Source organism: Pedococcus soli (assembly GCF_054782575.1).
In genome coordinates this window covers 587869-613019 of sequence record NZ_BAAGSF010000004.1, presented here as the reverse complement: position 1 = coordinate 613019, position 25151 = coordinate 587869, and the positions used below count along the sequence as shown (strand labels likewise).

Sequence of the window (25151 nt, the reverse complement as noted above, 5' to 3'; positions counted from 1 at the left end):
CGCCCTGACCGGGAGTCTTGGGACAACCTTTACCTTTCGGGCGGGAGCAACACCGTGTCCACCGGGCGAGACTGACCCGGATCGCCCGCCACCCGTGGGCGTCGGAGGGAAGGGGAATCCCACGTGACCGCACGACACACGAGGCGCCGCGGACTCACGATCGTTGCCGGGATGGCCGTGGCGGGGGTGGTCGCAGCAACCGTTGCGCCCGTCGCGTCGGCCGACCAGGGCAGCGGCGTGGGCTCGGCACCCGCGGCGAGGGCCGAGAAGGACCAGGTCAAGAAGGTCCAGAAGAAGGACAAGCTGGGCCAGCACGACCGCCAGCTGCTCAGCGCGGCCCAGCAGAAGGGGACCAAGCGGGTCACCCTGATGCTGGCCACCGAGAAGGGCGCCACGAAGGACGTCGTCAAGGCGGTCAGGGCCCAGGGCGGCTGGACCGGCATGGTCAACGACCGCATCGGGTACGTCCGGGCCAGCGTCCCGACCACCAAGGTGGACAAGGTGGCCGGCATCCTCAAGGTGATCGCCGTCGACCTCGACGAGTCGATCCCGCTGCCCAACCCCGCCGTCGAGCGCAGCAGCAAGACGGCTGCGGCAGCCGCCGTCGCCGCGCCGGGCAAGGGCACCCCCGACTCCAACCCGTACATGCCGACCCGCGACCAGGGGGCGACCGACTTCAAGACGAAGAACCCCGCCTGGGACGGCCGCGGCGTGACCATCGGCATCCTCGACTCCGGTGTCGACCTCGACCACCCGGCGCTGAAGACCACCTCGACCGGCGAGCGCAAGATCGTCGACTGGGTGACGGCCACCGACCCGATCTTCGACAACGACTTCACCTGGCGCCGGATGACCACCATGGTCACGGCTGCCCCGACGTTCACCTACGCGGGCTCGACCTGGACGGCACCGGCGTCCGGCGACTACGCGGTCAGCCGCTTCTCCGAGGCCATCACCGAGGGCAGCGAGCCCGAGGGCGACGTCAACCGTGACGGAGACACCACCGACCAGTTCGGCGTGCTCTACGACTACGCTACGAACAACATCTGGGTCGACGCCAACCAGGACAAGGTGTTCACGGCCGACGAGTTCATGCGCCCCTACAAGGAGCGCTTCGACGTCCACCACTTCGGCACCGACGACCCCAAGACCGCGGTCGTCGAGCAGATGCCCTTCACGGTCGAGTTCCGCAAGGGTGTCGACCTCTCCCCGTACCAGGACCCGTCGCTGCCGCCGACCGCCGACTTCGTCAACATCGGCATCGTCGAGGACGCGCACGCCTCGCACGTCACGGGCATCGCCGCAGGGCACAGCCTCTTCGGCGGCAAGATGGACGGCGAGGCGCCCGGCGCCAAGATCGTCTCGTCTCGCGGCTGCACCTGGGGTGGTGGCTGCACCGCCGCGGCCCTCACCGACGGCATGGTCGACCTCGTCGCCAACCGTCACGTCGACGTGGTCAACATGTCGATCGGTGGCCTGCCCGCGCTCAACGACGGCAACAACGCCCGTTCGGCGCTCTACAACCGCCTGATCGACGAGTACGGCGTCCAGCTGTTCATCTCGGCCGGCAACAGCGGCCCTGGCGTCAACACCATCGGTGACCCGTCCGTGGCGACCGACGTCGTCAGCGTGGCGTCCTCCATCACCAAGGAGACCTGGCTGGCCAACTACGGGTCGACCGTGTCGACTCCGCTCACGCTGCACAACTACTCCTCGCGCGGACCGCGTGAGGACGGCGGCTTCAAGCCGAACATCATGGCCGCCGGCTCCGCGATCTCGACCGTCCCGCGGTGGCTCAAGCAGCCGGACGTGGCCGAGACCGGGTACACGCTCCCGGTGGGTTACGCCATGTTCAACGGCACGTCCATGGCCTCCCCGCAGGCCGCCGGTGGCGCCGCACTGCTCCTGTCCGCCGCTTTCGCGACGGGCACCGACACCTCGCCGGCACAGCTGCGGAACTCGATCTACTCCTCGGCGAAGTTCGTCAAGGGGCTCGAGGCCATCGGTCAGGGTGCCGGGCAGATGAACGTCCCTGCAGCGTGGACGCTGATCAAGAAGCGTCCGATGACCCAGGGCTACACCGTCTCGGCCCCGGTCTGCACCCCCATCTCGGACTTCCTCGCGACGCCCGACGTCGGCACCGGTGTCTACAACCGGTGTGGCAGCAACGAGGGTGGCCAGGTCGCGGGTGTCGCGAAGACCTACACGGTCTCGGCGACCCGCACGAGTGGTCGTGCGGGCGCGGCGCTGCACCAGCTGCGGCTGGTCGGCAACGACGGCACGTTCACCCTCGGGGCCACCAAGGCCAAGATGGCCAAGGGCACCAAGGTCAGCATCCCGGTCACGGCGAAGACGTCCACCCAGGGCGCGCACTCGGCGATCCTCGAGATCGACGACCCCGCGACCCCGGTGGTCGACCACCGCGTGCTCCTGACCGTGGTCCTCGCCAAGGAGCTGGCCAAGCCGTCCTACGCCACGTCGACCAGCGACAAGGTGGGCCGCAACCTCACCAAGAAGCTCTTCGTCAACGTCCCGGCGGGCACCAAGGCCCTCCAGGTCAACCTCGCCGGCACGGCGACCAAGAGCCAGGTGCGCTTCATCGGGATCAACCCGTATGGCGTGCCGGTCGAGTCGACCTCCTCGCTGGAGTGCTACACGAACTTCAGCGACCCGAGCACGTGCAAGCCGACGTCGCGCAACTACGCCAACCCGCTGCCCGGCATCTGGGAGTTCGAGGTCGAGGCCCGGCGCACGTCGCCGTTCCTGGACAACCCGTTCCGCCTGACGGCTGCGGCGCAGGGCGTCGTGGTGAACCCCGAGACGCAGACCCTGCCGTCGGTGACGGCGGGTGAGCCGAGCCCGGTGAGCTGGAGGGTCAGCAACTCCTTCGGGCCGGTCACGGTGACGCCGAAGGGTGGGTCGCTGGGCAGCTCCTCGTCCAGCCGCAAGACCATCGCCGACGGTGACCAGCAGACGTTCGAGGTGGTCGTGCCCGCGGGTGCCGAGCGCCTCGACGTGGCCATCGGGAACACCTCCGACCTCGGGGCCGACCTCGACCTCACGGTCAAGAACGCTGCCGGGGCCGTCGTCGGCTCCTCGGCCGACGGTGACTCGGAGGAGTCGGTGAGCCTCGCCGCCCCGGCGGCCGGCACCTACACGGTCGTGGTCGACGGCTACTCGGTGCCGGCAGGCACCACGCAGTACGACTACCTCGATGTGTTCTTCTCGCCGGCCCTGGGCACGCTCGACGTGCCCGGCACCGCGATCGGCCTGCCTGCGGGCGGCTCGACCACGGTGACCGGTCAGGTCACGGCCCAGCAGGCTCCGGCCTCGGGTCGCCGCCTGTTCGGCGAGATGAACGTCGTGTCCTCCGAGGGCGCGGTGCTCGGCACCGGGTCCGTGGTGATCGGCGCCGTCACGCAGTAGTCGGCACGCACAGGACACCGGACCCCGCGGGCACCACGCCCGCGGGGTCCGGCGCGTCCGGCCGCGGGGCCAGGTGTCCTCGCTCCCTGGGTCCGGTGCCTCCGGCGTCAGCCCGTGACGACGGCCTCGACGCGGAACGGCCGCCCCTGCTGGCACGTGCTGGCCATGTCCTCGACGCGGTACCCGCGCACGGTCACCTGCTGGCCAGCAGCGATCCCCGCGACCTTGCCGATGAGCAGCCACGGTCCGTTGGGGTCGGTCGGGATCGGGGTGAGCAGCAGGCAGCCCGCCTCGACACCGTCGGACACCGACCCGGTGACGGTGACGAGCCGCACCTTGCTGCCGGGGCGGGCAGGCACGCTCGGGTTCTCGGGATCGGGTGAGGTCGTGGTGTCGGAGGTGGGCGGGGTCGCTCCGCCCGAGGTGCTCGACCCGGTCGTGCCACCGCCGGTCGTCGCGCCGGTCCCGCCGGTCGTCCCTGCGCCCGTCCCGCACGCGCCGAGCAGGGTGACGGCGGACAGGGCCAGGATCGGGCGAACGGGTCTCATCCACCCATCCTCACCCGGCGGTGACGCGGCGCGCCATACCCCGCTGGTCGCGGGAGGTCGCCCACGACAGACTGGGGGCATGGTCGACACCTGGCTCCCCGCCTACCTCCCCAGCCCTGACCGCTACGGCCCCATGCCCTACCGCAAGGTGGGCCAGAGCGGCCTGCACCTACCCGCCGTCTCCCTCGGGATGTGGCACAACTTCGGTGACGACAAGCCGTTCGACGTGCAGCGCGCGATCCTGCGCCGAGCCTTCGACATCGGCATCACCCACTTCGACCTCGCGAACAACTACGGCCCGCCCTACGGCTCGGCCGAGAAGAACTTCGGCCGCCACTTCGCCGCAGACTTCAGGCCCTACCGCGACGAGCTCGTCATCTCCTCCAAGGCGGGGTACGACATGTGGCCCGGGCCGTACGGCATCGGCGGCTCGCGCAAGTACCTGCTCGCCAGCCTCGACCAGAGCCTGCAGCGGATGGGCCTGGACTACGTCGACATCTTCTACAGCCACTGCCCCGACGAGGACACCCCGCTCGAGGAGACCATGGGCGCGCTCGCGACCGCGGTCACGCAGGGCAAGGCGCTGTATGCCGGCATCTCCAGCTACTCCCCGGAGCGCACCGAGCGCGCGGCCGAGGTCCTCGCCGACCTGGGCGTGCCGCTGCTCATCCATCAGCCGAGCTACTCGATGCTCAACCGCTGGGTCGAGGGCGGCCTGCTCGACACCCTGGGTGAGAAGGGCATCGGCTGCATCGCGTTCAGCCCGCTGGCGCAGGGGATGCTGACGAACAAGTACCTCGGCGGCGTCCCGGAGGGCTCCCGGGCCTCGCAGGGCAAGTCCCTGTCGCCCGACCTGCTCACCGACGAGTCGCTGACGCACGTCCGCAAGCTCAACGACCTCGCCTCGGAGCGCGGGCAGTCGCTCGCGCAGATGGCGCTGGCCTGGGCGCTGCGCGACGAGCGGGTCACCTCGGTCCTCATCGGGGCGTCCTCGGTCGAGCAGCTCGAGGACTCGGCCGCTGCCGTGGCGAACCTGCGGTTCAGCGACCGCGAGCTCGCCGAGATCGACGCCGACGCCGTGGAGGCCGGGATCGACCTCTGGCGCGGCAAGTCCGAGATCAGCTGACCTGCGCCCCACGCAAGACGCTGGTTGCGCGACATACCGCGGGAAAGCAACGCGACCTTTGCCGCGCAACCAGCGTTTTGCCGGGGTTGGGGAGTCCGGATTCTGAGATTTCCCGGGGTCCGGTTATCTTTGGCCTCAGCAAGGCCCTATGTGAGCGCCGCCACAACCGGTGCAACCAGCCTGCCGCGCAACGCCAGCAGCGGTGACCCCGCGGGGGTTGCCGTGGCCCGAGCCGAAGGTCCCGCCATGAGTGGGGCCGGAGGAAGAAGGAGTGCCTGTGAGCGACAACGCTGTCGCCAGTACCGGTGAGAAGGCCGGCACCACCCCCCACGAGGAGGAGGTGCTCGCCGAGCTGACCGCCCCCGTCCCGGAGGTGGGTGACGGTGGACCCGAGATGGTCCAGCTGCTCACCCCCGAGGGCCAGCGCGTCGAGAACGTCGAGTACGACGAGTACGTCAAGGACCTGAGCGACGAGGACCTGCGCGGCTTCTACCGCGACCTCGTGCTCATCCGCCGGGTCGACGCCGAGGCCACGGCGCTCCAGCGCCAGGGCGAGCTGGGCATCTGGGCCAGCCTGCTCGGCCAGGAGGCGGCCCAGGTCGGCTCCGGTCGCGCGATGCGCCCGCAGGACTACGCCTTCCCGACCTACCGCGAGCACGGCGTCGCCTGGTGCCGCGGGGTCGACCCGCTCAACCTCCTCGGCCTGTTCCGTGGCGTCAACCACGGTGGCTGGGACCCGAACGAGAAGAACTTCCACCTCTACACGATCGTCATCGGCGCGCAGACGCTGCACGCGACCGGGTACGCCATGGGCATCCAGCGTGACGGCGACGTGGGCACCGGCGACCAGGACCGTGACGCGGCCGTCATCGCCTACTTCGGCGACGGCGCGACCGCGCAGGGCGACGTGAACGAGTCGTTCGTGTACGCCGCGGTCAACAACGCCCCCGTGGTGTTCTTCTGCCAGAACAACCAGTGGGCCATCTCCGAGCCCAACGAGCGCCAGACCCGTATCCCGCTCTACCAGCGGGCGCGCGGGTTCGGCTTCCCCGGTGTGCGGGTCGACGGCAACGACGTCCTCGCGGTCTACGCCGTGACGCAGCAGGCGCTCAACGCGGCCCGCAGCGGCAACGGCCCGACCTTCATCGAGGCCTACACCTACCGCATGGGTGCGCACACGACCTCGGACGACCCCACCAAGTACCGCGTCTCCGCCGAGGTCGAGGTGTGGAAGCACCGCGACCCGATCGAGCGCCTCAAGTCCTACCTCGTGCACACGCAGAAGGCCGACCAGGACTTCTTCGACGCCGTCGAGGCCGAGGGCGACGAGCTGGCCGTCACCGTCCGTGAGGGCTGCCTGAACATGGCCGACCCGACGCCCGACTCGATGTTCGACCACATCTACGTCGAGGAGCACCCGGTCGTCGAGGCCGAGCGCAAGGAGTTCGCCGCCTACCACGCCGGCTTCGAGGGTGAGGGGAGCCACTGATGGGCACCATGACGATCGCCAAGGGCATCAACAACGGCCTGCGCGCCGCCATGGAGCGCGACCCGAAGGTCGTGCTCATGGGTGAGGACATCGGCAAGCTCGGTGGCGTCTTCCGCGTCACCGACGGCCTCCAGAAGGACTTCGGCGAGGACCGGGTCATCGACACCCCGCTCGCCGAGGCCGGAATCGTCGGCACCGCGATCGGTATGGCGCTGCGCGGCTACCGCCCGGTGGTGGAGATCCAGTTCGACGGCTTCATCTACCCTGCGTTCGACCACATCGTCAGCCAGGTCGCCAAGATGCGCGCGCGCTCCCTCGGCAAGATCAAGCTGCCGATGGTCATCCGCATCCCCGTCGGCGGCGGCATCGGTGCCGTCGAGCACCACTCGGAGTCCAACGAGGCGTACTTCGCCCACACCGCGGGGCTGAAGGTCGTCTGCTGCTCCAACGCCGAGGACGCCTACTGGATGATCCAGCAGGCCATCGAGTCCGACGACCCGGTGCTGTTCTACGAACCCAAGCGTCGCTACTGGGACAAGGGTGAGGTGGACGAGTCGGCCGCGCCGCGCCCGCTGCTCAAGGCCCAGGTCGTCCGCGAGGGCACCGACGCCACGCTCGTCGCCTACGGGCCGATGGTGAAGACCTGCCTGCAGGCCGCCGAGGCCGCCGCCGCCGAGGGCAAGAACCTCGAGGTCATCGACCTGCGCACGTTGAGCCCGCTGGACCTCGACACCGTCGCGGCCTCGGTCGAGAAGACCGGTCGCACGATCGTCGTCCACGAGGCCTCGACGTTCCTCGGCCTCGGCGCCGAGGTCGCCGCGGCCCTGCAGCAGCGCTGCTTCTACCACCTCGAGGCGCCGGTGCTCCGTGTCGGCGGCTACAACCTGCCCTACCCGCCGAGCAAGCTCGAGGAAGAGTTCCTTCCCGACCTCGACCGCGTCCTCGACGCCGTCGACCGCTCGCTGGCCTTCTGAGAACCCCGAGGGATGACAGCCTGTGTCCGTTAAAGAGTTCAAGCTTCCCGACCCCGGTGAGGGTCTGACCGAGGCCGAGATCGTCACCTGGAACGTCAAGGTCGGCGACACGGTCAAGGTCAACGACATCGTCGTCGAGATCGAGACGGCGAAGTCGCTCGTCGAGCTGCCCGTGCCGTTCGCCGGCACGGTCACCGCGCTGCACGTCTCCGAGGGCGACACGGTCGAGGTCGGCACGCCGATCATCTCCGTCGAGACCGCGGGCGGCGCCGCCCCGGTGCAGGACGCCCCGGCCGCTGGTGCGGTCGAGCCCGGCATCGAGGGTTCCCCGGCTCCGAAGATGGCTGCCGCCGCTGCGGCCGCCGAGGAGGAGGAGATCGAGGAGGGCAAGATCGGTGGCACCACGTCGACCGGTCGCACCGCCGTCCTCGTCGGGTACGGCGTGAAGCAGACCGAGGCCGTCCGTCGTCCCCGCAAGGGAGCGCCGGCAGCGGCGGCCCCTGCAGCGACGGCTCCTGCGGCGGCCCCGGCAGCGGTGGCTCCGGCCGCCCAGCCGAAGTTCACCCCGCCCGCCCAGGAGCGGGTGGCTCCGGTCGCCCGCGAGGGGGGCGCCCGTGCGCTGGCCAAGCCGCCGGTGCGCAAGTACGCGAAGGACCTCGGCGTCGACCTCGCCGCGGTCGCCGGGTCCGGTGAGGGCGGCATCATCAGCCGGGCCGACGTCGACGCCCACGCCAACGGGGCGGCCGCAGCCACCGAGGCGCCCTCCTCGGCGACGTCCGGCACCCGGGCCGCACCGGCGGCATACCAGGCTCCGGTGTTCACCCGTGGCGGGGAGCGCGAGACCCGCGTCCCCATCAAGGGGGTCCGCAAGATGACCGCCCAGGCGATGGTCGGCAGCGCGTTCACGGCGCCGCACGTCACCGAGTGGGTCACCATCGACGCGACCGCCACCATGGAGCTCGTCGAGCGGCTCAAGAAGGATCGCGAGTTCAAGGACGTCAAGGTCACACCGCTGCTCGTGCTGGCCAAGGCGATGGCCGTGGCCATCCGCCGCCACCCCGAGATCAACGCGACGTGGGACGAGGCCGCCCAGGAGATCGTGGTCAAGCACTACGTGAACCTCGGCATCGCCGCCGCCACCCCGCGCGGCCTGATCGTCCCGAACATCAAGGACGCCGACCAGATGTCGATGCTCCAGCTCGCCGAGGCCATCGGCGCGCTGACCGCCACGGCACGCGAGGGACGCACCCAGCCGGCCGACATGTCCGGTGGGACGATCACCATCACCAACGTCGGCGTCTTCGGCGTCGACACGGGCACCCCGATCATCAACCCCGGTGAGTCGGCGATCATGGCGTTCGGTGCCATCCGTCGCCAGCCGTGGGTGGTCACCGCGGCCGACGGCACGGAGACGATCGAGCCGCGCTGGGTCACCCAGCTGGCCCTGTCGTTCGACCACCGCCTGGTCGACGGCGAGCTCGGCAGCAAGTTCATCGCCGACGTGGGCGCGATCCTCGCCGATCCCGCGCGCGGCCTCGTCTGGGGCTGAGCCACCGCCCGGACATGACGAGGGCCCGCACCGTCACCGGTGCGGGCCCTCGTCATGCGGCAGGAGCCGGCAGTCGCCTACTCGTCGCCGCGCAGGGTGAACGAGCGCAGCCGGTCGCCGGTGAACCACAGCCCGAAGGCGCTCAGGACGACGGACGCGACCACGGCGTACCCGAGGCCCAGCCCCGGTGCGGGGACCAACGAGCTGATCGACGAGGCGACCTCGCGCCCCCAGGCGCCCACGGCCACCCAGCGGATGCCGTCGAGGACGTTGCCGAGCACGCCCTCCCACAACAGCGAGAACAGCAGCCCGATGACCACCGCGTGCCGGGTCAGGGCAGCCATCGCGAGGAACAGTGCGGTGTAGGCCGTCCCGGCCACCGCCGCGCCGGCGCCCCAGGCGACGGCGCGCCTCGGGTCGGACACGTCGAGGACGAGACCGGTCACGAGTACCGGCAGGGCGCCGAGAGCCATGGTGGCCGCCCAGGCGACGACGTACTTGCTGGTGGCGATGACGTGGCGGCTGACCGGCTTGGACAGGAGGTACACGATCGACCCGTCGTCGACCTCGGGGCCGAGGACGGCCGTGGCCGCGAGCAGGGCGACCAGGGGCAGGGCGAGGCTGAACCCGAGGTCGGTCACCGCCTGGTAGCCGACCGAGGCGTCGCTCGTCAGGGCCCGCACCACCACGGCCAGCACCAGCAGCACGAGGGGGATCAGGCCGAGCACCAGTCCGCGGCGACGACCCAGCAGCGCCTGGGCCGACAGGCGCAGGATCGTGGGGTTCACCGGTCGCCCCCGACCAGGTAGGAGAAGACACTCTCGAGCGACTCGTCCGTGGGGGTGAGCTCGAGGACCCGTATGCCGTGCTGCCGCGCCACCCGGGGCAGGCGGACCGTGAAGGCCCCGAAGTCGCTGACCGCGACGTCCACCCCACCGGACGGACGCAGTGCGACCGAGACCACCGAGGGTTCCGCGATCAGGGCGCTGGCGAGGCCGCGGTCGTCGTCGCCCACGACGACGTACTGCACGGGCCGGTCGGTCATCAGCCGCCTGATCTGGCCGAAGTCGCCCGAGGCCGCGTGCCGACCGGAGACGACCACCTCGATCTGGCGGGCGACCTGCTCGACCTCCTCGAGGATGTGGGAGCTGAACAGGACGGTGCGGCCCTCCGAACCCATCTGGCGCAGCAGCGTCATCAGGTGCAGGCGCTGGCGGGGGTCGACGCCGTTGAAGGGTTCGTCGAGCAGGACCACCGACGGGTCGTGGACGAGCGCGGAGGCGAGCTTCACGCGCTGGCGCATCCCCTTGGAGTAGGTGCCGATCCGACGGGCTGCGGGCTCGGTCATCTCAACCACGGCCAGGGCCCGCTCGGCGGCAGCACCGGGGTCGGCCAGCCCGTGCAGCTCCGCGTTCGCGACGACGAACTGTCGGCCGGTGAGGTAGCCGAAGCTGAGCTCCCGCTCGGGGACGAGCCCGATGGTGCGGTAGGCGTCCGTGTGCCGCCAGATCTGCTCGCCGTCGAGGGTGACGGTGCCTGCCGACGGTGCGAGGAAGCCCGACATGAGGGCGATGAGGGTGGTCTTGCCGGCTCCGTTGGGCCCGAGCAGACCGGTGACCCCGGGCCGCACCGTCATCGAGATGCCGTTGACGGCGACGACGTTGCCGTACCAGCGCGAGGCCTTGTCGATGGTGACGATGCTCATCGGACGCCCCTGCTCATGCCGTCGCAACCTTCCGGTAGCGCCAGACCAGGCCGCCGACGCACGCCGCCGACAGGGCGACCAGGACCACCAGGTAGGCGGCCTGCATCGCGGTCCCGGTCGGGGGTGTGGGCCCGTCGGTGTCGGTCCAGGTCGACATCAGCCCGCGGTACAGCGAGTACGGCGAGAAGAGTCCGGCGACCTCGCCCACGCGTGGATGGCCTTCCTCACCGGAGATCCCCTGGATCGCGGTCACGATGCCGTTGCCGATGAGCAGCAGGGCGATGGTGGCGACGACGGCGAACCCGCGCCGGGTCGACCAGGAGGCCACCAGGCCGGCGACCCCGGTGAGCGACAGGGCGAGCAGGACGGCGAGGGCCACCGCGACCGCGGCGTCACCGGTCTGCGTGCCGAAGTCGAGCTCACCGAGCAGCGCCACGGCATACAGGAGCAGGATCGGGAGCAGCAGGAACACCAGGGTGGCCCCGAGCAGCGAGGCCCAGCGGGCCAGGGCGTAGGTCCGGGAGGGGAGCGGACGGGCGAGGTACAACGAGATGGTGCCGTGGCGCAGGTCGCGGGAGAAGAGCACGGGGGCCTGCGACGCGACGAAGATCCCGAGCAGGACCTGGGTCGTGGAGGCGTACTGCGCGTAGCCGATCGGCAGCTCCTTGAGCCCGACGAACACCATCACGCCGCCGATCACGAGGGCGGGCATGAGGTTGATGCCCAGCAGGATGAAGGGCAGCACCTTCGACTTGCCGGAGCGGCCCAGGCCGAAGGCGTTGCGGAAGCCGGTGACGACCAGGGCCCGGGCGATGGCGGCGGACCCGAGGCGGGGCCCGGTGTACGGCCGGTACCCGAGGTCGTGGATGACGCTGGCGCCCGCCGGCGTCGCGGCCGTCGGGTCGGTCGAGGGCTGCTCAGCCACGGAGCACCTCGCCGTCGGCGAAGACGTCCTCGATCCGGCGGTGGTCGACCTGCAGCCGGACCAGTCCCAGGCCGAGGTCGCCGGCCGTGTCGCGGATGAGGTCGTGCACGTCGGTCTCCCCGGACGTCCGCGCGGCCGCGTCGACCGTGAGCATCCGGCCCCGCGGGACGGTGGCCACGCCCGCACGGTTCAGGGCGTCGGCCATCCGGGCCTGTGCGTCCTCGCCGAGGACCTCGACGAGCAGGACTCCGGTGGCGTCGAGGAACTCGTCGGTCCGGGAGGCGCGCAGGAGCCGGCCACCGTCGAGCACGACGACGTGGTCGCTCACGCGCTCGAGCTCGCCGAGCAGGTGCGAGGTCACGATCACCGCGATCCCGAAGTCGCGCCCGATCCGCTGGACCAGCCCCAGCATCTCCTCGCGTGCGGCCGGGTCGAGCCCGTTGGTCGGCTCGTCCAGCAGCACCAGCCGCGGGTCGTGGGCCAGGGCCTGGGCGAGCTTGGCCTTCTGCTTCATCCCGGTCGAGTAGCCACCCATCGGCCGGTACCGCTCCTCGGCGAGCCCCACGTGGCGCAGCACCTCGGCGGCCCGCTCGCGGGCGGCCACCCGGGGCAGGCCCGACATCATCGCCAGGTGGACCACGAAGTCGCTCGCGCTCACGTCGGGTGGCAGGCAGTCGTGCTCCGGCAGGTACCCGACCAGTCCGCGGATCGCCGGCCCCTCGGTGGCGATGTCGTGCCCCAGGACCCGGGCGCCGCCCCCGGTCGGGGGGACGAGGCCGAGCAGGATCTTGAGCAGGGTGGACTTGCCGGCCCCGTTGGCCCCGACCAGGCCGGTGGTGCCGGCGCCGATCTCGAGGTCGAGCGAGTCCAGCGCGAGGACCGGACCGTAGTCCTTGGTCAGTCCCCGGGTCTGCACGACGGTGCCCACACGGGTCACAGTAACCACGAACCCCGGGGGGGCCGATGGGCTCACCCGGGGTTCAGGGGACGGTTCGGGGTCAGGTCAGGGTGGACCCCCACGGTCGGGGTATGGCGCGGGGTGTGGCGCTGGCTCGCCCCGCGCCACACCCCACCCGGTCAGTGACCGACGGCAGGCGGAGCGGCTGCAGCAGCCGCTTCGTCGGCCCTGTCCTCCGCGCCGCGCTCGGAGTACGCCGAACCGCCCCGCAGCTCGACGTGCGGCAGGAACAGCATCACGAGGAACCCGATGACCATGACCGAGCCACCGACGAGGAACACGGTGTCCATCGCCTGGGAGAAGCCCTCGAGGAACGGCTTGGCCAGTCGTGGGTCGAGCTGGTTGAGGAACGACGAGTCCTTCAGCACGCCACCGGCGGCCCCGCCGCCACCGGCCTGCTGAGAGGCGGCCATCGACTTGGCGAACTCGGCGTTCGCCGGGTCGGCGAGCGCGGCCTTGAACTCCGACGTGCCCTGCGCCTTCTGCAGTGCCGTGGCGATCTTGTCGGGGACCGTCGAGAACAGGATGGACAGGAACACCGCGGTGCCGAGCGTTCCACCGATCTGGCGGGTGAAGGTGGCCGAGGACGTCGCGACACCGATGAGGCGTGGCGACACGGCGTTCTGCACGGCGAGGGTCAGCGGCTGGAAGTTGAACCCGAGCCCGAGCCCGAAGAAGACCATGACGATCATCGTCTGCCACAGCGGGGTGTCCGCCTTGACGAAGTGGAAGACGAACAGGGCCACGGCGAGCAGGGCGGAGCCGACGATCGGGAACAGGCGGTACTTGCCCGTGCGGCTGATGATCTGGCCCGAGAGGATCGAGCCGAACATGATGCCCAGGGTGAGCGGCAGGAGCAGCAGCCCGGCCTTGGTCGGCGACGCGCCCTTGACGATCTGCAGGTAGAGCGGGAGCGACGCGAGGCCACCGAACATCGCCATGCCGATGAGGACGGAAGCCGCGGAGGCCACGCCGACGGTGCGGTTCTGGAACAACGTGAGCGGCAGCAGCGCCTCGTCCTTCATGGCGCGCTCGACGAGCAGGAAGGCGATCACGCCCACCCCGCCGATGACGTAGCAGGCGATCGAGCGACCCGAGCCCCAGCCCCAGTCGCGGCCCTGCTCGGCGACGAGCAGCAGCGGCACCAGGCCCAGGGTCAGGGTGGCGGCGCCCCACCAGTCGATCCGGTGGTCCAGGCGCGTGTGGTGCAGGTGCAGGGTGCGCGAGACGACGAGGAGGGCGGCGATGCCGATCGGGACGTTCACGAGGAAGACCCAGCGCCAGCCGTCGATGCCGAGCAGCGAGCTCTGGCCGGCGAAGAAGCCGCCGATGACCGGGCCGAGGACGCTCGAGGTGCCGAACACCGCGAGGAAGTAGCCCTGGTACTTGGCGCGCTCACGCGGCGGGACGATGTCGCCGATGATCGCGAGGGCGAGCGAGAAGAGACCACCGGCGCCGAGGCCCTGGACCGCGCGGTAGAACGCGAGCTGGAGCATCGACTGCGACAGGGTGCACAGCACCGAGCCGACGATGAAGATCGTGATCGCGGTCGAGAAGAACTTCTTGCGACCGTAGATGTCCGAGAGCTTGCCGTAGAGCGGGGTGACGATCGTCGAGGTGATGAGGTAGGCGGTGGTCGCCCAGGCCTGCTGGTCCAGACCCTTGAGGTCGTCGGCGATCGTCCGGATCGCGGTGGCGACGATCGTCTGGTCGAGGGCGGCGAGGAACATCCCCATCATCAGGCCGATCAGGATCGTGACGATCTGTCGGTGGGTCAGGGGGCCATCGGGCCGCGCGGGGGCGGTGGCTGCCATGTCAGTTCTCCGTGGTGCTGGTGTCGCCGGTGTCGGCGACAGGGGTGGGATGGGGTGCGCGGCGGCGCAGGAGGCTCTCCCGGTTGGTCTCCAGGGCGGAGCCGAAACGTTCGAGGTGGGCGGCGAAGTCACTCGCCTGGTCGGGGGTCCAGTCGTCCATCAGCTCGCGGAACCACTCGTTGCGCTGCCGCTGGATGTCCTTGAGCAGGGCGACCCCCTGGTCGCTGAGGCGGACCACCTGCACCCGGCCGTCCTCCGGGTCGCTGACCTTGTCGAGCAGCCCGTGGCCGACGAGGGTGCTCACCTGGCGGCTCACGGTGGAGACGTCCGAGTGGATGGCCTCGGCGAGGGCCGACACCCGGCGGGGTTCGGCGAGGAGGTTGAACAGGAGCGGGTACGCCGTGGCGTCGACTGCCGGGTGGAGCCGTGGGGCGTGCAGCTTCATGGACTGGAGGAGCTTCATGAGGCGGACGAGGCCCAGGCTCACCCGGTCCGCGGTTTCCCGGTCGAGGTGGTGCGAGGGGTCGTGCTCAGGCATGGGGTGACCTAGGGGACGGAAGGTTGCTTGCGGCATACAAGTATCACGAGATAGTTGTGCGGCACAATCAGTTGTCCGCTTCTGAGCACGACGGTGCTCCGGGAACCAGCCGTTCGGACGAGCAGGAGGGGTCGCGCGCGCCTCAGGGGACCAGGACGAGGTGCTCCAGGACGCGGTGGGCGACGGCTTCGTCCCCGACCACGCTGAAGTGGATGTCGTCGAGCCCGCCCCGGCCTGCGGCCCGGCGGGTCAGGCAGTCGGTCGAGAGCGTGATGGTCGTGAACACGTCCTCCGGGTCGCCGTCGTGGGCGATCCCCGAGAAGAGCGGTATGCCGCGCGCCTTGCCCTCGTCGCCGGGCTCCACCCAGACGCCGGCGCGCCCCATCACGGGCCCGGTGGAGTCGATGATGACGACGTTGCCGGGTTCGATCCCGGCCTCCTTGGCGACCAGCCGCGGCAGGGCGGCGAACAGCAGGTCCATGAACACCGCGGCGCCGCCGGAGTCGAGGTTGCCGGGGCGGCCGAGGGCGTGGCGCAGGTCCTGCTCGTGGGTCCAGATGTCGAGGATCCGGCGCCGGAGGGTCTCGCCGACGGGCGCCGGGCCCCACGGACCGCGGACGACGGTCTCGAGGGTGACCTCGGGTGCGGAGAACTCTGCCACCCGTCGGGCGGCGACGGTCTCGAGCTCGTCGACGATCTTCTGGCCGACCATCGGGCGGCGCAGCTCGACCGACTTCTCGATGAACTGCCCTGCGTCGTTCCTGATGTGGCCGTAGGCGGGCACGTCCACCCGGGGCACCTCACCGGTGTGCAGCCAGGACTCCAGACCCACGACGTGCGAGATCTGGTCCTTGACGGTCCAGCCCGGGCAGGCGGTCTCCTTGGCGAAGTCGGCCTCGGTGCAGGACCGACCCAGGTCGACGATGGCCTGGGTGGTCGCCTGGTAGGCCGAGACGAGTCCGGCCAGGTCTTCGGGTGCTGCCGGATGCAGGGGCATGCCCCCACCCTACTTAGGCTGGGGGCATGACCTCACCTGCCGCGGTGTCCGTGAGACCGCAGGCGGCCACCCCCGCGCGGCTGCCGGGCGTCGCCCTGGTCGTCGCCGTGCTGCTCGCGCTGCCCCTCGCCGCGGCAGTCGGCCAGGCCGCCGTCGCCCCCGTCGTGGGCGACCCGGGCGGGGTCGTCCGCTGGGGCGTCCTCTACGCCCGCGTGCTGCACGACGTCGCCGCCGCGGTCACCGTCGGTCTGCTCGTGCTCGCCGCCTTCCTGGTCCCGGAGACCACCCGGACGCGACGCCGGATCACCGCGACCCGCCTGGCCGGCGTCGCCGCCGGCGTCTGGGCCGTGGCCGGGGCGGTCGGCGCCGTGTTCGGCATGGCCACCCTCATCGGGATCCCGGTGAGCGACCCGGGCTTCGCCCAGCAGTTCACGACGTTCGCGTGGCAGCTCCTGCCGATCCGGGAGGTGCTCATCACGAGCGGCCTCGCGGCCGTGGTGTGCATCGGCGCCCTCGTGGCCACCACCAGGGCGGGCATGGCGTGGCTGGCGACGATCGCCGTGGTCGCCCTGCTGCCGCTGGCCCTCGCCGGGCACGCGGCCGGCGCCACCGACCACGGCACGGCCGTCAACGCGCTCGCCGTCCACCTGGTCGCCGTCACCGTCTGGGTCGGCGGCCTGCTCGCGCTCGCCGTGCTGCGGCCGCTGCTGGCCGGCTCCGACCTCGCCGCCACCGCGCAGCGCTTCTCCGTCCTCGCCGGTTGGTGCTTCGCGGCGGTGGCCGCCTCGGGCGTCCAGAGCGCGTTCCTGCGGGTCGGCACGTGGTCCGTCCTCGGCACCCGCTACGGCGCGCTCGTCATCGTCAAGACCCTGGCCCTGGTCCTGCTCGGCGTCGCCGGGTACCTGCACCGCCGCAGCCTCCTGTCCCGCCTGCGGGGTGCCTCACCCGGGACGGCGTTCGCCCGCCTCGTCGTCGCCGAGCTCGTCGTCATGGGGATCGCCATGGGCACCGCGGTCGCCATGGCCCGCAGCGCACCGCCCGTCTCCGAGGCGCCGGTCGCCGACGCGACCCCTGCGTACAACCTCACCGGGTACCCCGAGCCAGTTCCGCTGACGGGGTCGAGCTGGTTCACGACGTGGACCACCGACTGGTTCTGGCTCGCCGTGGCCCTGGTCGCCGTCGGCCTCTACGTCGCCGGGGTCGTCCGCCTGCGTCGCCGCGGCGACGCCTGGCCGGTCCACCGCACCATCGTGTGGGTGCTCGGCTGGGCGGTCCTGCTGTATGCCGTGTGCGGCGCCCCCGGCGTGTACGGCCGGGTGCTCTTCTCGATGCACATGGTCATGCACATGGTCGTCGCGATGCTCGTCCCGCTGTTCCTCGTCCCGGCCGCGCCGATCCTGCTGGCGCTGCGCACCCTGCCGTCGCGCCCCGACAAGACGTGGGGCCCGCGGGAGGTGGTGCTCCAGGTCGTGCACTCCCGCGTCTTCCGGGCGATCGCCAACCCCGTCGTGGCCGCGGCGCTGTTCTTCTTCAGCCTGGCGATCTTCTACTACTCGCCGTTGTTCGAGCTGGCGCTGCGCACCCACACCGGGCACATGCTGATGATGTTCCACTTCCTGCTCAGCGGGTACCTGTTCGTCTGGGTGCTGGTCGGCATCGACCCGGGCCCGAAGAAGTGGTCGCCCCTCATGCTGCTCGTCATCCTCTTCGCCACGATGAGCTTCCACGCGTTCTTCGGGGTCGTCATGACGGGGAGCACGACCATCCTCGCGCCCGACTTCTTCGAGGTCGTCAAGCTGCCGTGGATGACCGACCCCCTGCAGGACCAGAAGGAGGCCGGGGCCGTGGCGTGGGGGATCGGCGAGGCGCCGACCCTCGCCCTGACCCTCATGGTCGCCGTGGCCTGGGTCCGTTCCGACCGCGACGAGACCCGTCGGAAGGACCGCCAGGCGGACCGTGACGGGGATGCCGAGCTCGCGGCATACAACGCCCACCTGGCGGAGCTGCGACGCCGCGAGGAGCGGCAACGTCGCCGGGAGCAGGGCGACCAGGGCGACGGGAGATGATGGGCCGATGAGAGTCGCGGTGCTGCAGGTCGCCTACGGCGACGACGAACCCATGGACGACCGCGTCGAGCGGGTCGCGGCCCTGGTCCGCGAGCAGCAGGGCCACGACCTCGTGGTCCTGCCCGAGCTCTGGGCCCCGGGTGGCTTCTCCTACCGCGAGTGGGCCGGACGGGCCCAGCCCGTCGACGGCCCGATCGGCACCGCGATGGCCGCGGCGGCCCGCGACGCCGGGGTCATGCTGCACGCCGGGTCCATCGTCGAACGGCCCGGCGACGGCGAGACCGGTCCGGAGGGACGTGGGCTCTGGAACACCTCCTTGGTCTACGCCGCGGACGGCAGCCTCGTCGCGACGTACCGCAAGATCCACCGGTTCGGGTTCGGTGCCGGTGAGCCCAGGCTCATGGACGCCGGTGAGGACGTCGTCCTCGTCGACCTGCCGGGCGGGGCAGGGCGAGCGGGCCTGTCCACCTGCTACGACCTGCGCTTCCCCGAGCTCTACCGACGCCAGCTCGACGCCGGGGCGACCGCCTTCGTGGTCCCTGCCGCCTGGCCGGCCGCCCGCGTGCGGCACTGGACCCTGCTGGCGCATGCCAGAGCGATCGAGGACCAGTGCGTCGTCATCGCCTGCAACACGGCCGGCACCCACGCCGGCACCGAGATGGGTGGCCACTCGCAGGTCATCTCGGCCACGGGCGAGGCGCTCGCCATGGCCGGGACTAGCGAGGAGGTGCTCAGTGTTGAGGTCGACATGGATGCCGTGACGACCTGGCGTGAGCAGTTCCCCGTGCTGCAGGACCGGCGGCTGTGACGCCCCAGCTCGCGTCGCCCCGTGCGGCCACCCGCCTCCGTGCGCCCGAGCTCTCAGGTCGCGGCTGGCTCAACACCGGCGGGGCGGACCTCTCGCTCGCCGAGCTCCGCGGCCGGATCGTCGTCCTCGACTTCTGGACGTTCTGCTGCGTCAACTGCCTGCACGTCCTGGACGAGCTGCGCCCGCTCGAGGAGAAGTACGCCGACTCCCTCGTCCTCATCGGCGTCCACTCACCGAAGTTCGAGCACGAGGCCGACCCCGACGCGCTGGTCGCCGCCGTGGAGCGGTATGCCGTGCACCACCCGGTCCTCGACGACCCCGACCTCGTGACGTGGCAGGCCTACACCGCACGGGCCTGGCCGACCCTGGTCGTCATCGACCCCGAGGGGTACATCGTCGCCTCGATGTCCGGCGAGGGCCACGCCCACGGCCTGGCCGTCCTCGTCGAGGAGCTCATCGCCGAGCACAGCGCCAAGGGCACGCTCCGCCAGGGCGATTCGCCGTATGCCGCGCCCGAACCCGCCGAGACCGCCCTGCGGTTCCCCGGCAAGGTCGCCGGGTTGCCCGACGGCTCCTTCGTCGTCTCCGACACCACGCACCACGAGATCGTCTGGCTCGAGCCCGACCTGGTCACCGAGCGTGGCAGGTTCGGCGGGGCAGGGGTCGGCGGGGCGGAGGTCGGCGACCTCGCCGAGCCGCAGGGCGTCCTCGTCCTGCCGGCGGCCACTGCGGAGCGAGTCGGCTATGACGTCGTGGTCGCCGACTCGGTGAACCACCGGGTCCTCGGCCTGCGCCTGTCCGACGGCACCTGGACCGTGCTGGCCGGCACGGGGGAGCAGCTGCGCGAACGTTCCGGCAGCGGCCCGGCCCTCCGGCAGCCGCTCTCGACCCCGTGGGACCTCGCCTGGTTCATCGACCGGGTCGTCATCGCCATGGCCGGCGTCCACCAGCTCTGGGCCCTGCACCTGGCCACCGACCCGGCCGACAACACGGTCGCCGTCCTCGGCGGGACCTCGGCCGAGGGGGTGCGTGACGGCGCTGCGGACGAGGCGTGGTTCGCCCAGCCCTCGGGCCTCGCGGTCTCGGCTGACGGCACCCGCCTCTGGGTCGCCGACTCCGAGACCTCGGCCCTGCGTTCGCTCGACGTGACCGACGAGGGGTTCGTCGTGACGACCCACGTCGGGAAGGGGCTCTTCGACTTCGGTCACCGCGACGGCGCAGCAGACCAGGCGCTCTTCCAGCACCCCCTGGGGGTCACCGTGCTGCCGGACGGGTCGGTCGCCGTCTCCGACACGTACAACGGGGCCATCCGACGGTTCGACCCGGTCGCGGGAGAGGTGAGCACGCTCGCCAGCGGCCTGCGCGAGCCCTCCGACGCCCTCGTCGAGAGCAGCGACTCGGGGACGAGCCTGCTCGTGGTGGAGTCGGCCGCGCACCAGCTCGTGCGGATCCCGTTGCCGGACAAGGCGACCCGCGTGGACGGCCTCGCCCGCCAGACGCAGCGGCCCCGGACCAGCATCGCGGCGGGCGAGGTGCGCCTCGAGGTCACCTTCACCCCGCCCACCGGCCAGAAGCTCGACCATCGTTGGGGCGACCCGACGCGACTGGTCGTGTCGGCCACCCCGGAGCACCTGTTGCGCTCCGGGGGCGGCAGCGCCCAGGGCCTCACCAGGGTGCTCGACCTCGACCCCTCGGTCGGCGACGGCGTCCTGCACGTCTCCGTGCAGGCAGCCTCGTGCGACGGCGACCCGGTCACCGGTGAGGTGCCCGAGCACGCCGCCTGCCACCTCTACCAGCAGGACTGGGGCATCCCCGTCGTGCTCGTCGCCGACGCCCCCGCCGAGCTCACCCTCGACCTGCGCGGCGTCTGACGAGAGGTCTCACGTCACGTCGGACGGCACACGTCTGCTCCCGCCCTGCCTGGACCCGCCGACGCGCATGCCACCTTCCCTGGACAGCGCCGGCCACCTCCCGCCCCTCCCACGGCGTCTGAGGGCTCCCCTCACCTCCGGAGGGCGAACGTGACGGTCTTCCTCCCCTGGACGTCGGTGACGACGTGGTGCGAGTAGCGGCCGTCGTGGGCTCGGCGGTGGTGGTGCCCGCACAAGGGCACTGCCTTGGCGAGATCGGTGCGGCCGCCGCGTGACCACGGGTCCTCGTGGTGCAGCTCGGACCACGCATAGGGCCGATCACATCCGTGCGCCGCACACGAGTCGTACCTCGTGGCGAGGGCCGTGCGCTGCGCCTCGGTGAAGAACCGCTCCTGCCGCCCCAGGTCGAGCCGCACCGATCGTCCGCCCAGGACGGCCGGCAGGATCCCGGCGTTGCATGCCAGGCGTCGCACCTCTCCGGCCGAGAGGTCCTGACCGGTGTCGAGGTGGGCAGCTCCCACGGCGGCCTCGAGGCGGTCGTGGTCGATGGTCACCACGACGGTCGCCGCCACCTTGCCGGACAACGAGTCGGTGGGCAGGTGCTCGAGCAGCTCGACGAAGGCCTTGCCGTAGCGGTGGGCCCAGTCGCCGTCCGCCGTCCGGAACGCGTCCCACGTGGCCAGCTCGACCTCGGCTCGAGTGCCGGTGCCGGCCGCCTTCGCCACCGTGGCCGCCCTCTGGGCGAACCGGCGCGGCGAGGCGATCTGCTGGACGGTCTTGGCCAGGATCGCCGCCGCCAACGACGGCAGGGTGAAGTGCCCGGTCGTCGTCCCGTCGCCGTTGTGGTGCCAGGTCAGTCGCGACTTCGCGAGGGCGGCCTCCTCCTCGGCACGGAGCACGTGGTCCTCGTGCGCGTTGACCTCGGCCGGGGAACGCTCTGTCGCCGACAGGATCCGCCGCCCCTCCTTGCGCAGGGTGGCCGGGTCGACGAGACGGGCGCGGCGCACCAGGTCGCCCTCGATGGCGGCGCGCTCGTGCAGGCTCAGACCGTCGGGCAGCTGCGCCGTCGCCCTCGCGATGACGTGGGCGTGCTCGGTCGACACGTCCCCGGCCGCCAGCGCCGCACGGGTGGCCGGCAGGTCACTGTCCAGGGCAGCTGCCAACCGCACGTCACGCGCAGCCTGTCCCCCGTCCCTGCGGGTGCTGAGGGCCAACCAGGCAGAGGTACCCGTCAGCCCGGACCCCGAGGCGATCTCCGAGCGGTCTGCCTCGGCGACCAGGGACAGGCGCATGGACTGCAGCCGCGCGATGAGCCGATCGACCTCTCCGAGGCTGAGCGCGGCTGCGGCCCCACCTCGGACGTCACCGGTGTCGAGGCGGTCCAGCAGTCCGTCGATGCGGCGCAGCGTCTCGACCGTCCCGAGAGGGGCGGTGCGGACGGTGGCGATCGCGGCCATGGGACCAGTGTATTCGAACACCTGTTCGAACTCAAGGGGGTTGGTTCAGCACGTTTCGCACCGTTCACCGTGGCCGGGCCCTAGTCTCGAGTCCTCGGCCCTGTCGGGGCCACGGAGAGGTGGGGAACCATGCTCAAGCTGATCCTGCTCCTGCTCATCGTCATCGCGGTCCTGGCGTTCCTGCTCAACCGGCGCGGTGCGACCTTCGAGAAGAAGGGCGACAACCCCTACCAGGGCCGCTCGGCCGAGGAGCACCGCATCACCGGCAACGGCCCGACCGGCGGCATGGGCCCGGGGGCCTGAGCGCCCCACCTTCGCCGGGCGTCATGCTTTCGGCTGTCCCTGCGCGCCATTCCTGCAGGTCAGGCGCGCCGGGTCTACGCTCGCACCCACTGGGTGCAGCCTGCGCCCGCGACCTTCCAGGAGTGAACATGTACATCGGACTGGGCATCTTCCTCATCGTCGTCGGCGCCGTCCTGACGTTCGCCCTCAACGCTTCGGTGTCCGGGATCGACCTCGCCACGGTGGGGTGGATCTGCATGGCTGCCGGAGTGCTCGCCATCCTGCTGTCCCTCGTCGTGACGCGTCGGGCCACGACCGGAGGCGGCTACTCGGCCCGTCGGGTCAGCCACACCGACCCGGCCACGGGCACCCGCGTCGACGAGGTCGACGTCGACCGCGACCGCGGCATCTGAGCACGACGACGCACCACTGAGGGCGGGCCGCTCGTGAGCGGCCCGCCCTCAGTCATGTGCGGATGCGTGTCAGGCCCGGGGGTGACCAATCCGTTCACGGGGGTGGGTCCGAAGAGCATGCAGAGGTCGTGGTTCCGTCGCGCACGGGGGTGCCGAGGGGTGCGACCGCAGGGGCGTCGAAGGGCTGGATCCGCAGGGGGATGCCAGCCCTTCGCACGCGCCGGGAGCGGACGGCACACCCGTCCGCTCCCGGTGGCCACCCGCTGGTGGCCCAGCGCCGGTCGCGGGGCCGCGTGGCTCAGAAGGCCGACTCGGGCACGTCCATGAGGGCGTTGTCGGTGGCCTCGGCGATCGCCCGCTCGGCGGCGATCTTCGGCAGGATCGTGCGGGCGAAGAACGACGCGGCGGCGACCTTGCCCTGGTAGAAGTCACGGTCCTTCGCGGACGCGGTGCCGGACTCGAGGGCCTGGTGCGCGACCTCGGCCTGGCGCAGGAGCAGCCAGCCGATGACGAGGTCGCCGGCGGCGAGCAGCAGCCGGGAGGTGTTCTGGCCGACCTTGTAGAGGTTGGTGACGTCTCCACCGTCCTGGCGCGGGTCGGACTTCATCAGCTCGCCGACCATGAACCCGAGGATCCCCTGGACGTCCTCGAGCCCCTTGCCGAGCAGCTCGCGCTCGCGGTCCAGGGTGCCGCCGGTGCTCCCGAGGTCCTTGGCGAACTCCTGGATCTGCATCGCGAGGTAGGACAGGGCCTGCGCCTTGTCCTTGATGATCTTGCGGAAGAAGAAGTCGAGGCCCTGGATCGCCGTCGTGCCCTCGTAGAGCGTGTCGATCTTGGCGTCGCGGATGTACTGCTCGATCGGGTAGTCCTGCAGGAACCCCGAACCGCCGAGCGTCTGGAGCGACTCGGTGCCGAGGAGGACCCAGGCGCGCTCGGAGCCGACGCCCTTGACGATCGGCAGCAGCAGGTCGTTGACGCGGCGGGCCGTGTCGGCCGGCGAGTCGGGGGCGATCTCCTCCGAGCCGCTCTCGAGGAACGCCTGGTCGACGATGTCCTGCTGGGTCGCCGTGTACACGACGAGCGCGCGCAGGCCCTCGGCGTACGCCTTCTGCGTCATGAGGGAACGGCGCACGTCGGGGTGGTGCGTGATCGTGACGCGAGGCGCGGACTTGTCGGCCTGCTGCGTGAGGTCGGCACCCTGGACGCGCTGCTTCGCGTAGTCGAGGGCGTTGAGGTAGGCCGTCGACAGGGTCGATATCGCCTTGGTGCCGACCATCATGCGGGCGTGCTCGATGACACGGAACATCTGGGCGATGCCGTCGTGGATGTCACCGGTGAGGGTGCCGACCGCCGGCTCCTTCTCGCCGAAGGTGACCTCGCAGGTGGTGGAGACCTTGAGGCCCATCTTGTGCTCGAGGTTGGTGACGTAGGCGCCGTTGCGCTCGCCCAGCTCCCCGGTCTCGAGGTCCACGTGGAACTTCGGGACGATGAACAGGCTCAGGCCCTTGGTGCCGGGTCCGGCGCCCTCGGGACGGGCGAGCACGAAGTGGATGACGTTCTCGACCATGTCGGACTCGGCCGAGGTGATGAACCGCTTGACGCCGGTGACGTTCCACGTGCCGTCACCGTTGTCGGTGGCCTTGGTGCGACCGGCGCCCACGTCGGAACCGGCATCGGGCTCGGTGAGCACCATGGTGCAGTGCCACCCCTTCTCGACGATCCACCTGGCGAGCTTCTTCTGCTCGTCGTTGCCGAGGATGTGCAGGAGCTTGGCGAAGGAGTAGGACGCGGCGAACATCGCGATCGCAGGGTTCGCGCCGAGCACCATCTCGTTCATGGCCCACTTGAGCGACGGTGGGACGACCGTGCCGTCGAGCTCGCCCGGGACGTCGACGGCCCAGAAGCCGGAGTCCGTGTAGGCGGCGTAAGACTTCTTGAAGCTCTCGGGCATCGTCACCGAGAACGTCTTCGGGTCGTAGACCGGGGGGTTGCGGTCGGCGTCGGTGAAGGACGCGGCGAGCTCGTTCTCGGACAGCCGCGAGACCTCCTTGAGCATCTCGCGGGCGGTGTCCTCGTCCACCTCGGCGTAGGGGCCGTGGCCCAGGACGTCCTGGCGGCCGAAGACCTCGAAGAGGTTGAACTCCAGGTCTCGCAGGTTGCTCTTGTAGTGGCCCATCGCGGGCACCTCCGCACGGTGTCGAACAG

The 25151-nt window shown here is 71.0% G+C and carries 20 protein-coding genes; 10 read left to right on the top strand and 10 right to left on the bottom strand.

Features of this window, described 5'->3' with window-relative positions; genetic code table 11:
* Positions 1-123: 123 nt before the first annotated feature.
* Positions 124-3426 carry a S8 family serine peptidase gene (locus ACYVKF_RS08925; protein ID WP_460966179.1) on the top strand — a complete coding sequence of 1101 codons (3303 nt, stop codon included), beginning with the start codon at positions 124-126 and terminating at the stop codon, positions 3424-3426.
* A 107-nt stretch (positions 3427-3533) separates the two neighbouring features.
* Here the strand turns inward: ACYVKF_RS08925 and ACYVKF_RS08920 are convergent, their stop codons facing one another.
* Entirely contained in the window at positions 3534-3974 is a 441-nt protein-coding gene (locus tag ACYVKF_RS08920) for a hypothetical protein (protein ID WP_056920179.1), read from the bottom strand.
* A 79-nt stretch (positions 3975-4053) separates the two neighbouring features.
* Between ACYVKF_RS08920 and mgrA the strand changes: the two genes are divergently transcribed.
* From mgrA to ACYVKF_RS08900, 4 genes are all read left to right on the top strand, one after another.
* Entirely contained in the window at positions 4054-5100 is a 1047-nt protein-coding gene (mgrA, locus tag ACYVKF_RS08915; RefSeq protein WP_460966178.1) for an L-glyceraldehyde 3-phosphate reductase, read from the top strand.
* Positions 5101-5377: 277 nt separating this feature from the next.
* Entirely contained in the window at positions 5378-6589 is a 1212-nt protein-coding gene (gene pdhA, locus ACYVKF_RS08910; RefSeq protein ID WP_056915958.1) for a pyruvate dehydrogenase (acetyl-transferring) E1 component subunit alpha, read from the top strand.
* Positions 6589-7563 (top strand): alpha-ketoacid dehydrogenase subunit beta, encoded by a 975-nt coding sequence (locus ACYVKF_RS08905; RefSeq protein WP_200947863.1) that lies wholly within the window; start codon positions 6589-6591, stop codon positions 7561-7563. Before pdhA ends, ACYVKF_RS08905 begins: the two co-directional genes overlap by 1 nt.
* A gap of 22 nt (positions 7564-7585) precedes the next feature.
* Positions 7586-9112, top strand: a complete 1527-nt coding sequence (locus ACYVKF_RS08900; RefSeq protein ID WP_460966177.1) for a dihydrolipoamide acetyltransferase family protein — start codon at positions 7586-7588, stop codon at positions 9110-9112.
* A 77-nt stretch (positions 9113-9189) separates the two neighbouring features.
* Here the strand turns inward: ACYVKF_RS08900 and ACYVKF_RS08895 are convergent, their stop codons facing one another.
* The 7 genes from ACYVKF_RS08895 to ACYVKF_RS08865 form a co-directional block, all read right to left on the bottom strand.
* Complete coding sequence (locus ACYVKF_RS08895; protein ID WP_056915956.1) at positions 9190-9900, bottom strand: ABC transporter permease subunit; 711 nt, start codon at positions 9898-9900, stop codon at positions 9190-9192.
* The gene (locus ACYVKF_RS08890; RefSeq protein WP_460966176.1) at positions 9897-10817 is read right to left on the bottom strand and encodes an ABC transporter ATP-binding protein; all 921 of its coding nucleotides are present in this window, start codon (positions 10815-10817) and stop codon (positions 9897-9899) included. Before ACYVKF_RS08890 ends, ACYVKF_RS08895 begins: the two co-directional genes overlap by 4 nt.
* Positions 10818-10830: 13 nt before the next feature.
* Positions 10831-11742 carry a hypothetical protein gene (locus ACYVKF_RS08885; protein ID WP_460966175.1) on the bottom strand — a complete coding sequence of 304 codons (912 nt, stop codon included), beginning with the start codon at positions 11740-11742 and terminating at the stop codon, positions 10831-10833.
* Positions 11735-12670: an ABC transporter ATP-binding protein gene (locus ACYVKF_RS08880; RefSeq protein WP_460966174.1), complete on the bottom strand. Its 936-nt coding sequence runs from the start codon at positions 12668-12670 to the stop codon at positions 11735-11737. Before ACYVKF_RS08880 ends, ACYVKF_RS08885 begins: the two co-directional genes overlap by 8 nt.
* Positions 12671-12819: 149 nt before the next feature.
* Positions 12820-14514, bottom strand: coding sequence for an MDR family MFS transporter (locus tag ACYVKF_RS08875; RefSeq protein ID WP_056915953.1), 1695 nt, complete (start codon positions 14512-14514; stop codon positions 12820-12822).
* A 1-nt stretch (position 14515) separates the two neighbouring features.
* Complete coding sequence (locus tag ACYVKF_RS08870) at positions 14516-15052, bottom strand: MarR family winged helix-turn-helix transcriptional regulator (RefSeq protein WP_460966173.1); 537 nt, start codon at positions 15050-15052, stop codon at positions 14516-14518.
* Between the two features lie 142 nt (positions 15053-15194).
* Positions 15195-16049, bottom strand: a complete 855-nt coding sequence (locus ACYVKF_RS08865) for a maleylpyruvate isomerase family mycothiol-dependent enzyme (RefSeq protein ID WP_056915951.1) — start codon at positions 16047-16049, stop codon at positions 15195-15197.
* Between the two features lie 26 nt (positions 16050-16075).
* Here ACYVKF_RS08865 and ACYVKF_RS08860 point away from each other — a divergent pair, with 26 nt between their 5' ends.
* Genes ACYVKF_RS08860 through ACYVKF_RS08850 form a run of 3 tightly spaced genes read left to right on the top strand, consistent with a single transcriptional unit; the run spans position 16076 to position 20794 of the window.
* Positions 16076-18115: a cytochrome c oxidase assembly protein gene (locus tag ACYVKF_RS08860; protein WP_460966172.1), complete on the top strand. Its 2040-nt coding sequence runs from the start codon at positions 16076-16078 to the stop codon at positions 18113-18115.
* A 7-nt stretch (positions 18116-18122) separates the two neighbouring features.
* The gene (locus ACYVKF_RS08855; RefSeq protein ID WP_056915949.1) at positions 18123-18923 is read left to right on the top strand and encodes a carbon-nitrogen family hydrolase; all 801 of its coding nucleotides are present in this window, start codon (positions 18123-18125) and stop codon (positions 18921-18923) included.
* Positions 18920-20794: a thioredoxin-like domain-containing protein gene (locus ACYVKF_RS08850; RefSeq protein WP_460966171.1), complete on the top strand. Its 1875-nt coding sequence runs from the start codon at positions 18920-18922 to the stop codon at positions 20792-20794. Before ACYVKF_RS08855 ends, ACYVKF_RS08850 begins: the two co-directional genes overlap by 4 nt.
* Positions 20795-20925: 131 nt before the next feature.
* On the opposite strand, the gene ACYVKF_RS08845 is transcribed toward ACYVKF_RS08850, so the two are convergent.
* Complete coding sequence (locus ACYVKF_RS08845; RefSeq protein ID WP_460966170.1) at positions 20926-22251, bottom strand: HNH endonuclease signature motif containing protein; 1326 nt, start codon at positions 22249-22251, stop codon at positions 20926-20928.
* Between the two features lie 129 nt (positions 22252-22380).
* On the opposite strand from ACYVKF_RS08845, the gene ACYVKF_RS08840 reads away from it, so the two are divergent.
* Both ACYVKF_RS08840 and ACYVKF_RS08835 read left to right on the top strand, forming a co-directional pair.
* On the top strand, positions 22381-22554 hold the full coding sequence (locus ACYVKF_RS08840) for a hypothetical protein (protein WP_157581435.1): 174 nt from the start codon (positions 22381-22383) through the stop codon (positions 22552-22554).
* Positions 22555-22682: 128 nt separating this feature from the next.
* Positions 22683-22946, top strand: coding sequence for a DUF6458 family protein (locus ACYVKF_RS08835; RefSeq protein ID WP_056915946.1), 264 nt, complete (start codon positions 22683-22685; stop codon positions 22944-22946).
* A 298-nt stretch (positions 22947-23244) separates the two neighbouring features.
* Here the strand turns inward: ACYVKF_RS08835 and ACYVKF_RS08830 are convergent, their stop codons facing one another.
* Complete coding sequence (locus tag ACYVKF_RS08830; RefSeq protein ID WP_460966169.1) at positions 23245-25122, bottom strand: acyl-CoA dehydrogenase; 1878 nt, start codon at positions 25120-25122, stop codon at positions 23245-23247.
* Positions 25123-25151 lie beyond the last annotated feature (29 nt).

What these genes read in the sequence shown, in the direction of transcription:
- mgrA (WP_460966178.1), top strand. Translation starts at nt 4,054, where the DNA reads ATGGTCGACACCTGGCTCCCCGCCTACCTCCCCAGCCCTGACCGCTAC.
- ACYVKF_RS08865 (WP_056915951.1), bottom strand. Translation starts at nt 16,049, where the DNA reads ATGCCCCTGCATCCGGCAGCACCCGAAGACCTGGCCGGACTCGTCTCG.
- ACYVKF_RS08845 (WP_460966170.1), bottom strand. Translation starts at nt 22,251, where the DNA reads ATGGCCGCGATCGCCACCGTCCGCACCGCCCCTCTCGGGACGGTCGAG.
- ACYVKF_RS08920 (WP_056920179.1), bottom strand. Translation starts at nt 3,974, where the DNA reads ATGAGACCCGTTCGCCCGATCCTGGCCCTGTCCGCCGTCACCCTGCTC.
- ACYVKF_RS08905 (WP_200947863.1), top strand. Translation starts at nt 6,589, where the DNA reads ATGGGCACCATGACGATCGCCAAGGGCATCAACAACGGCCTGCGCGCC.
- ACYVKF_RS08870 (WP_460966173.1), bottom strand. Translation starts at nt 15,052, where the DNA reads ATGCCTGAGCACGACCCCTCGCACCACCTCGACCGGGAAACCGCGGAC.
- ACYVKF_RS08840 (WP_157581435.1), top strand. Translation starts at nt 22,381, where the DNA reads ATGCTCAAGCTGATCCTGCTCCTGCTCATCGTCATCGCGGTCCTGGCG.
- ACYVKF_RS08855 (WP_056915949.1), top strand. Translation starts at nt 18,123, where the DNA reads ATGAGAGTCGCGGTGCTGCAGGTCGCCTACGGCGACGACGAACCCATG.
- ACYVKF_RS08890 (WP_460966176.1), bottom strand. Translation starts at nt 10,817, where the DNA reads ATGAGCATCGTCACCATCGACAAGGCCTCGCGCTGGTACGGCAACGTC.
- ACYVKF_RS08860 (WP_460966172.1), top strand. Translation starts at nt 16,076, where the DNA reads ATGACCTCACCTGCCGCGGTGTCCGTGAGACCGCAGGCGGCCACCCCC.
- ACYVKF_RS08835 (WP_056915946.1), top strand. Translation starts at nt 22,683, where the DNA reads ATGTACATCGGACTGGGCATCTTCCTCATCGTCGTCGGCGCCGTCCTG.
- ACYVKF_RS08830 (WP_460966169.1), bottom strand. Translation starts at nt 25,122, where the DNA reads ATGGGCCACTACAAGAGCAACCTGCGAGACCTGGAGTTCAACCTCTTC.
- ACYVKF_RS08875 (WP_056915953.1), bottom strand. Translation starts at nt 14,514, where the DNA reads ATGGCAGCCACCGCCCCCGCGCGGCCCGATGGCCCCCTGACCCACCGA.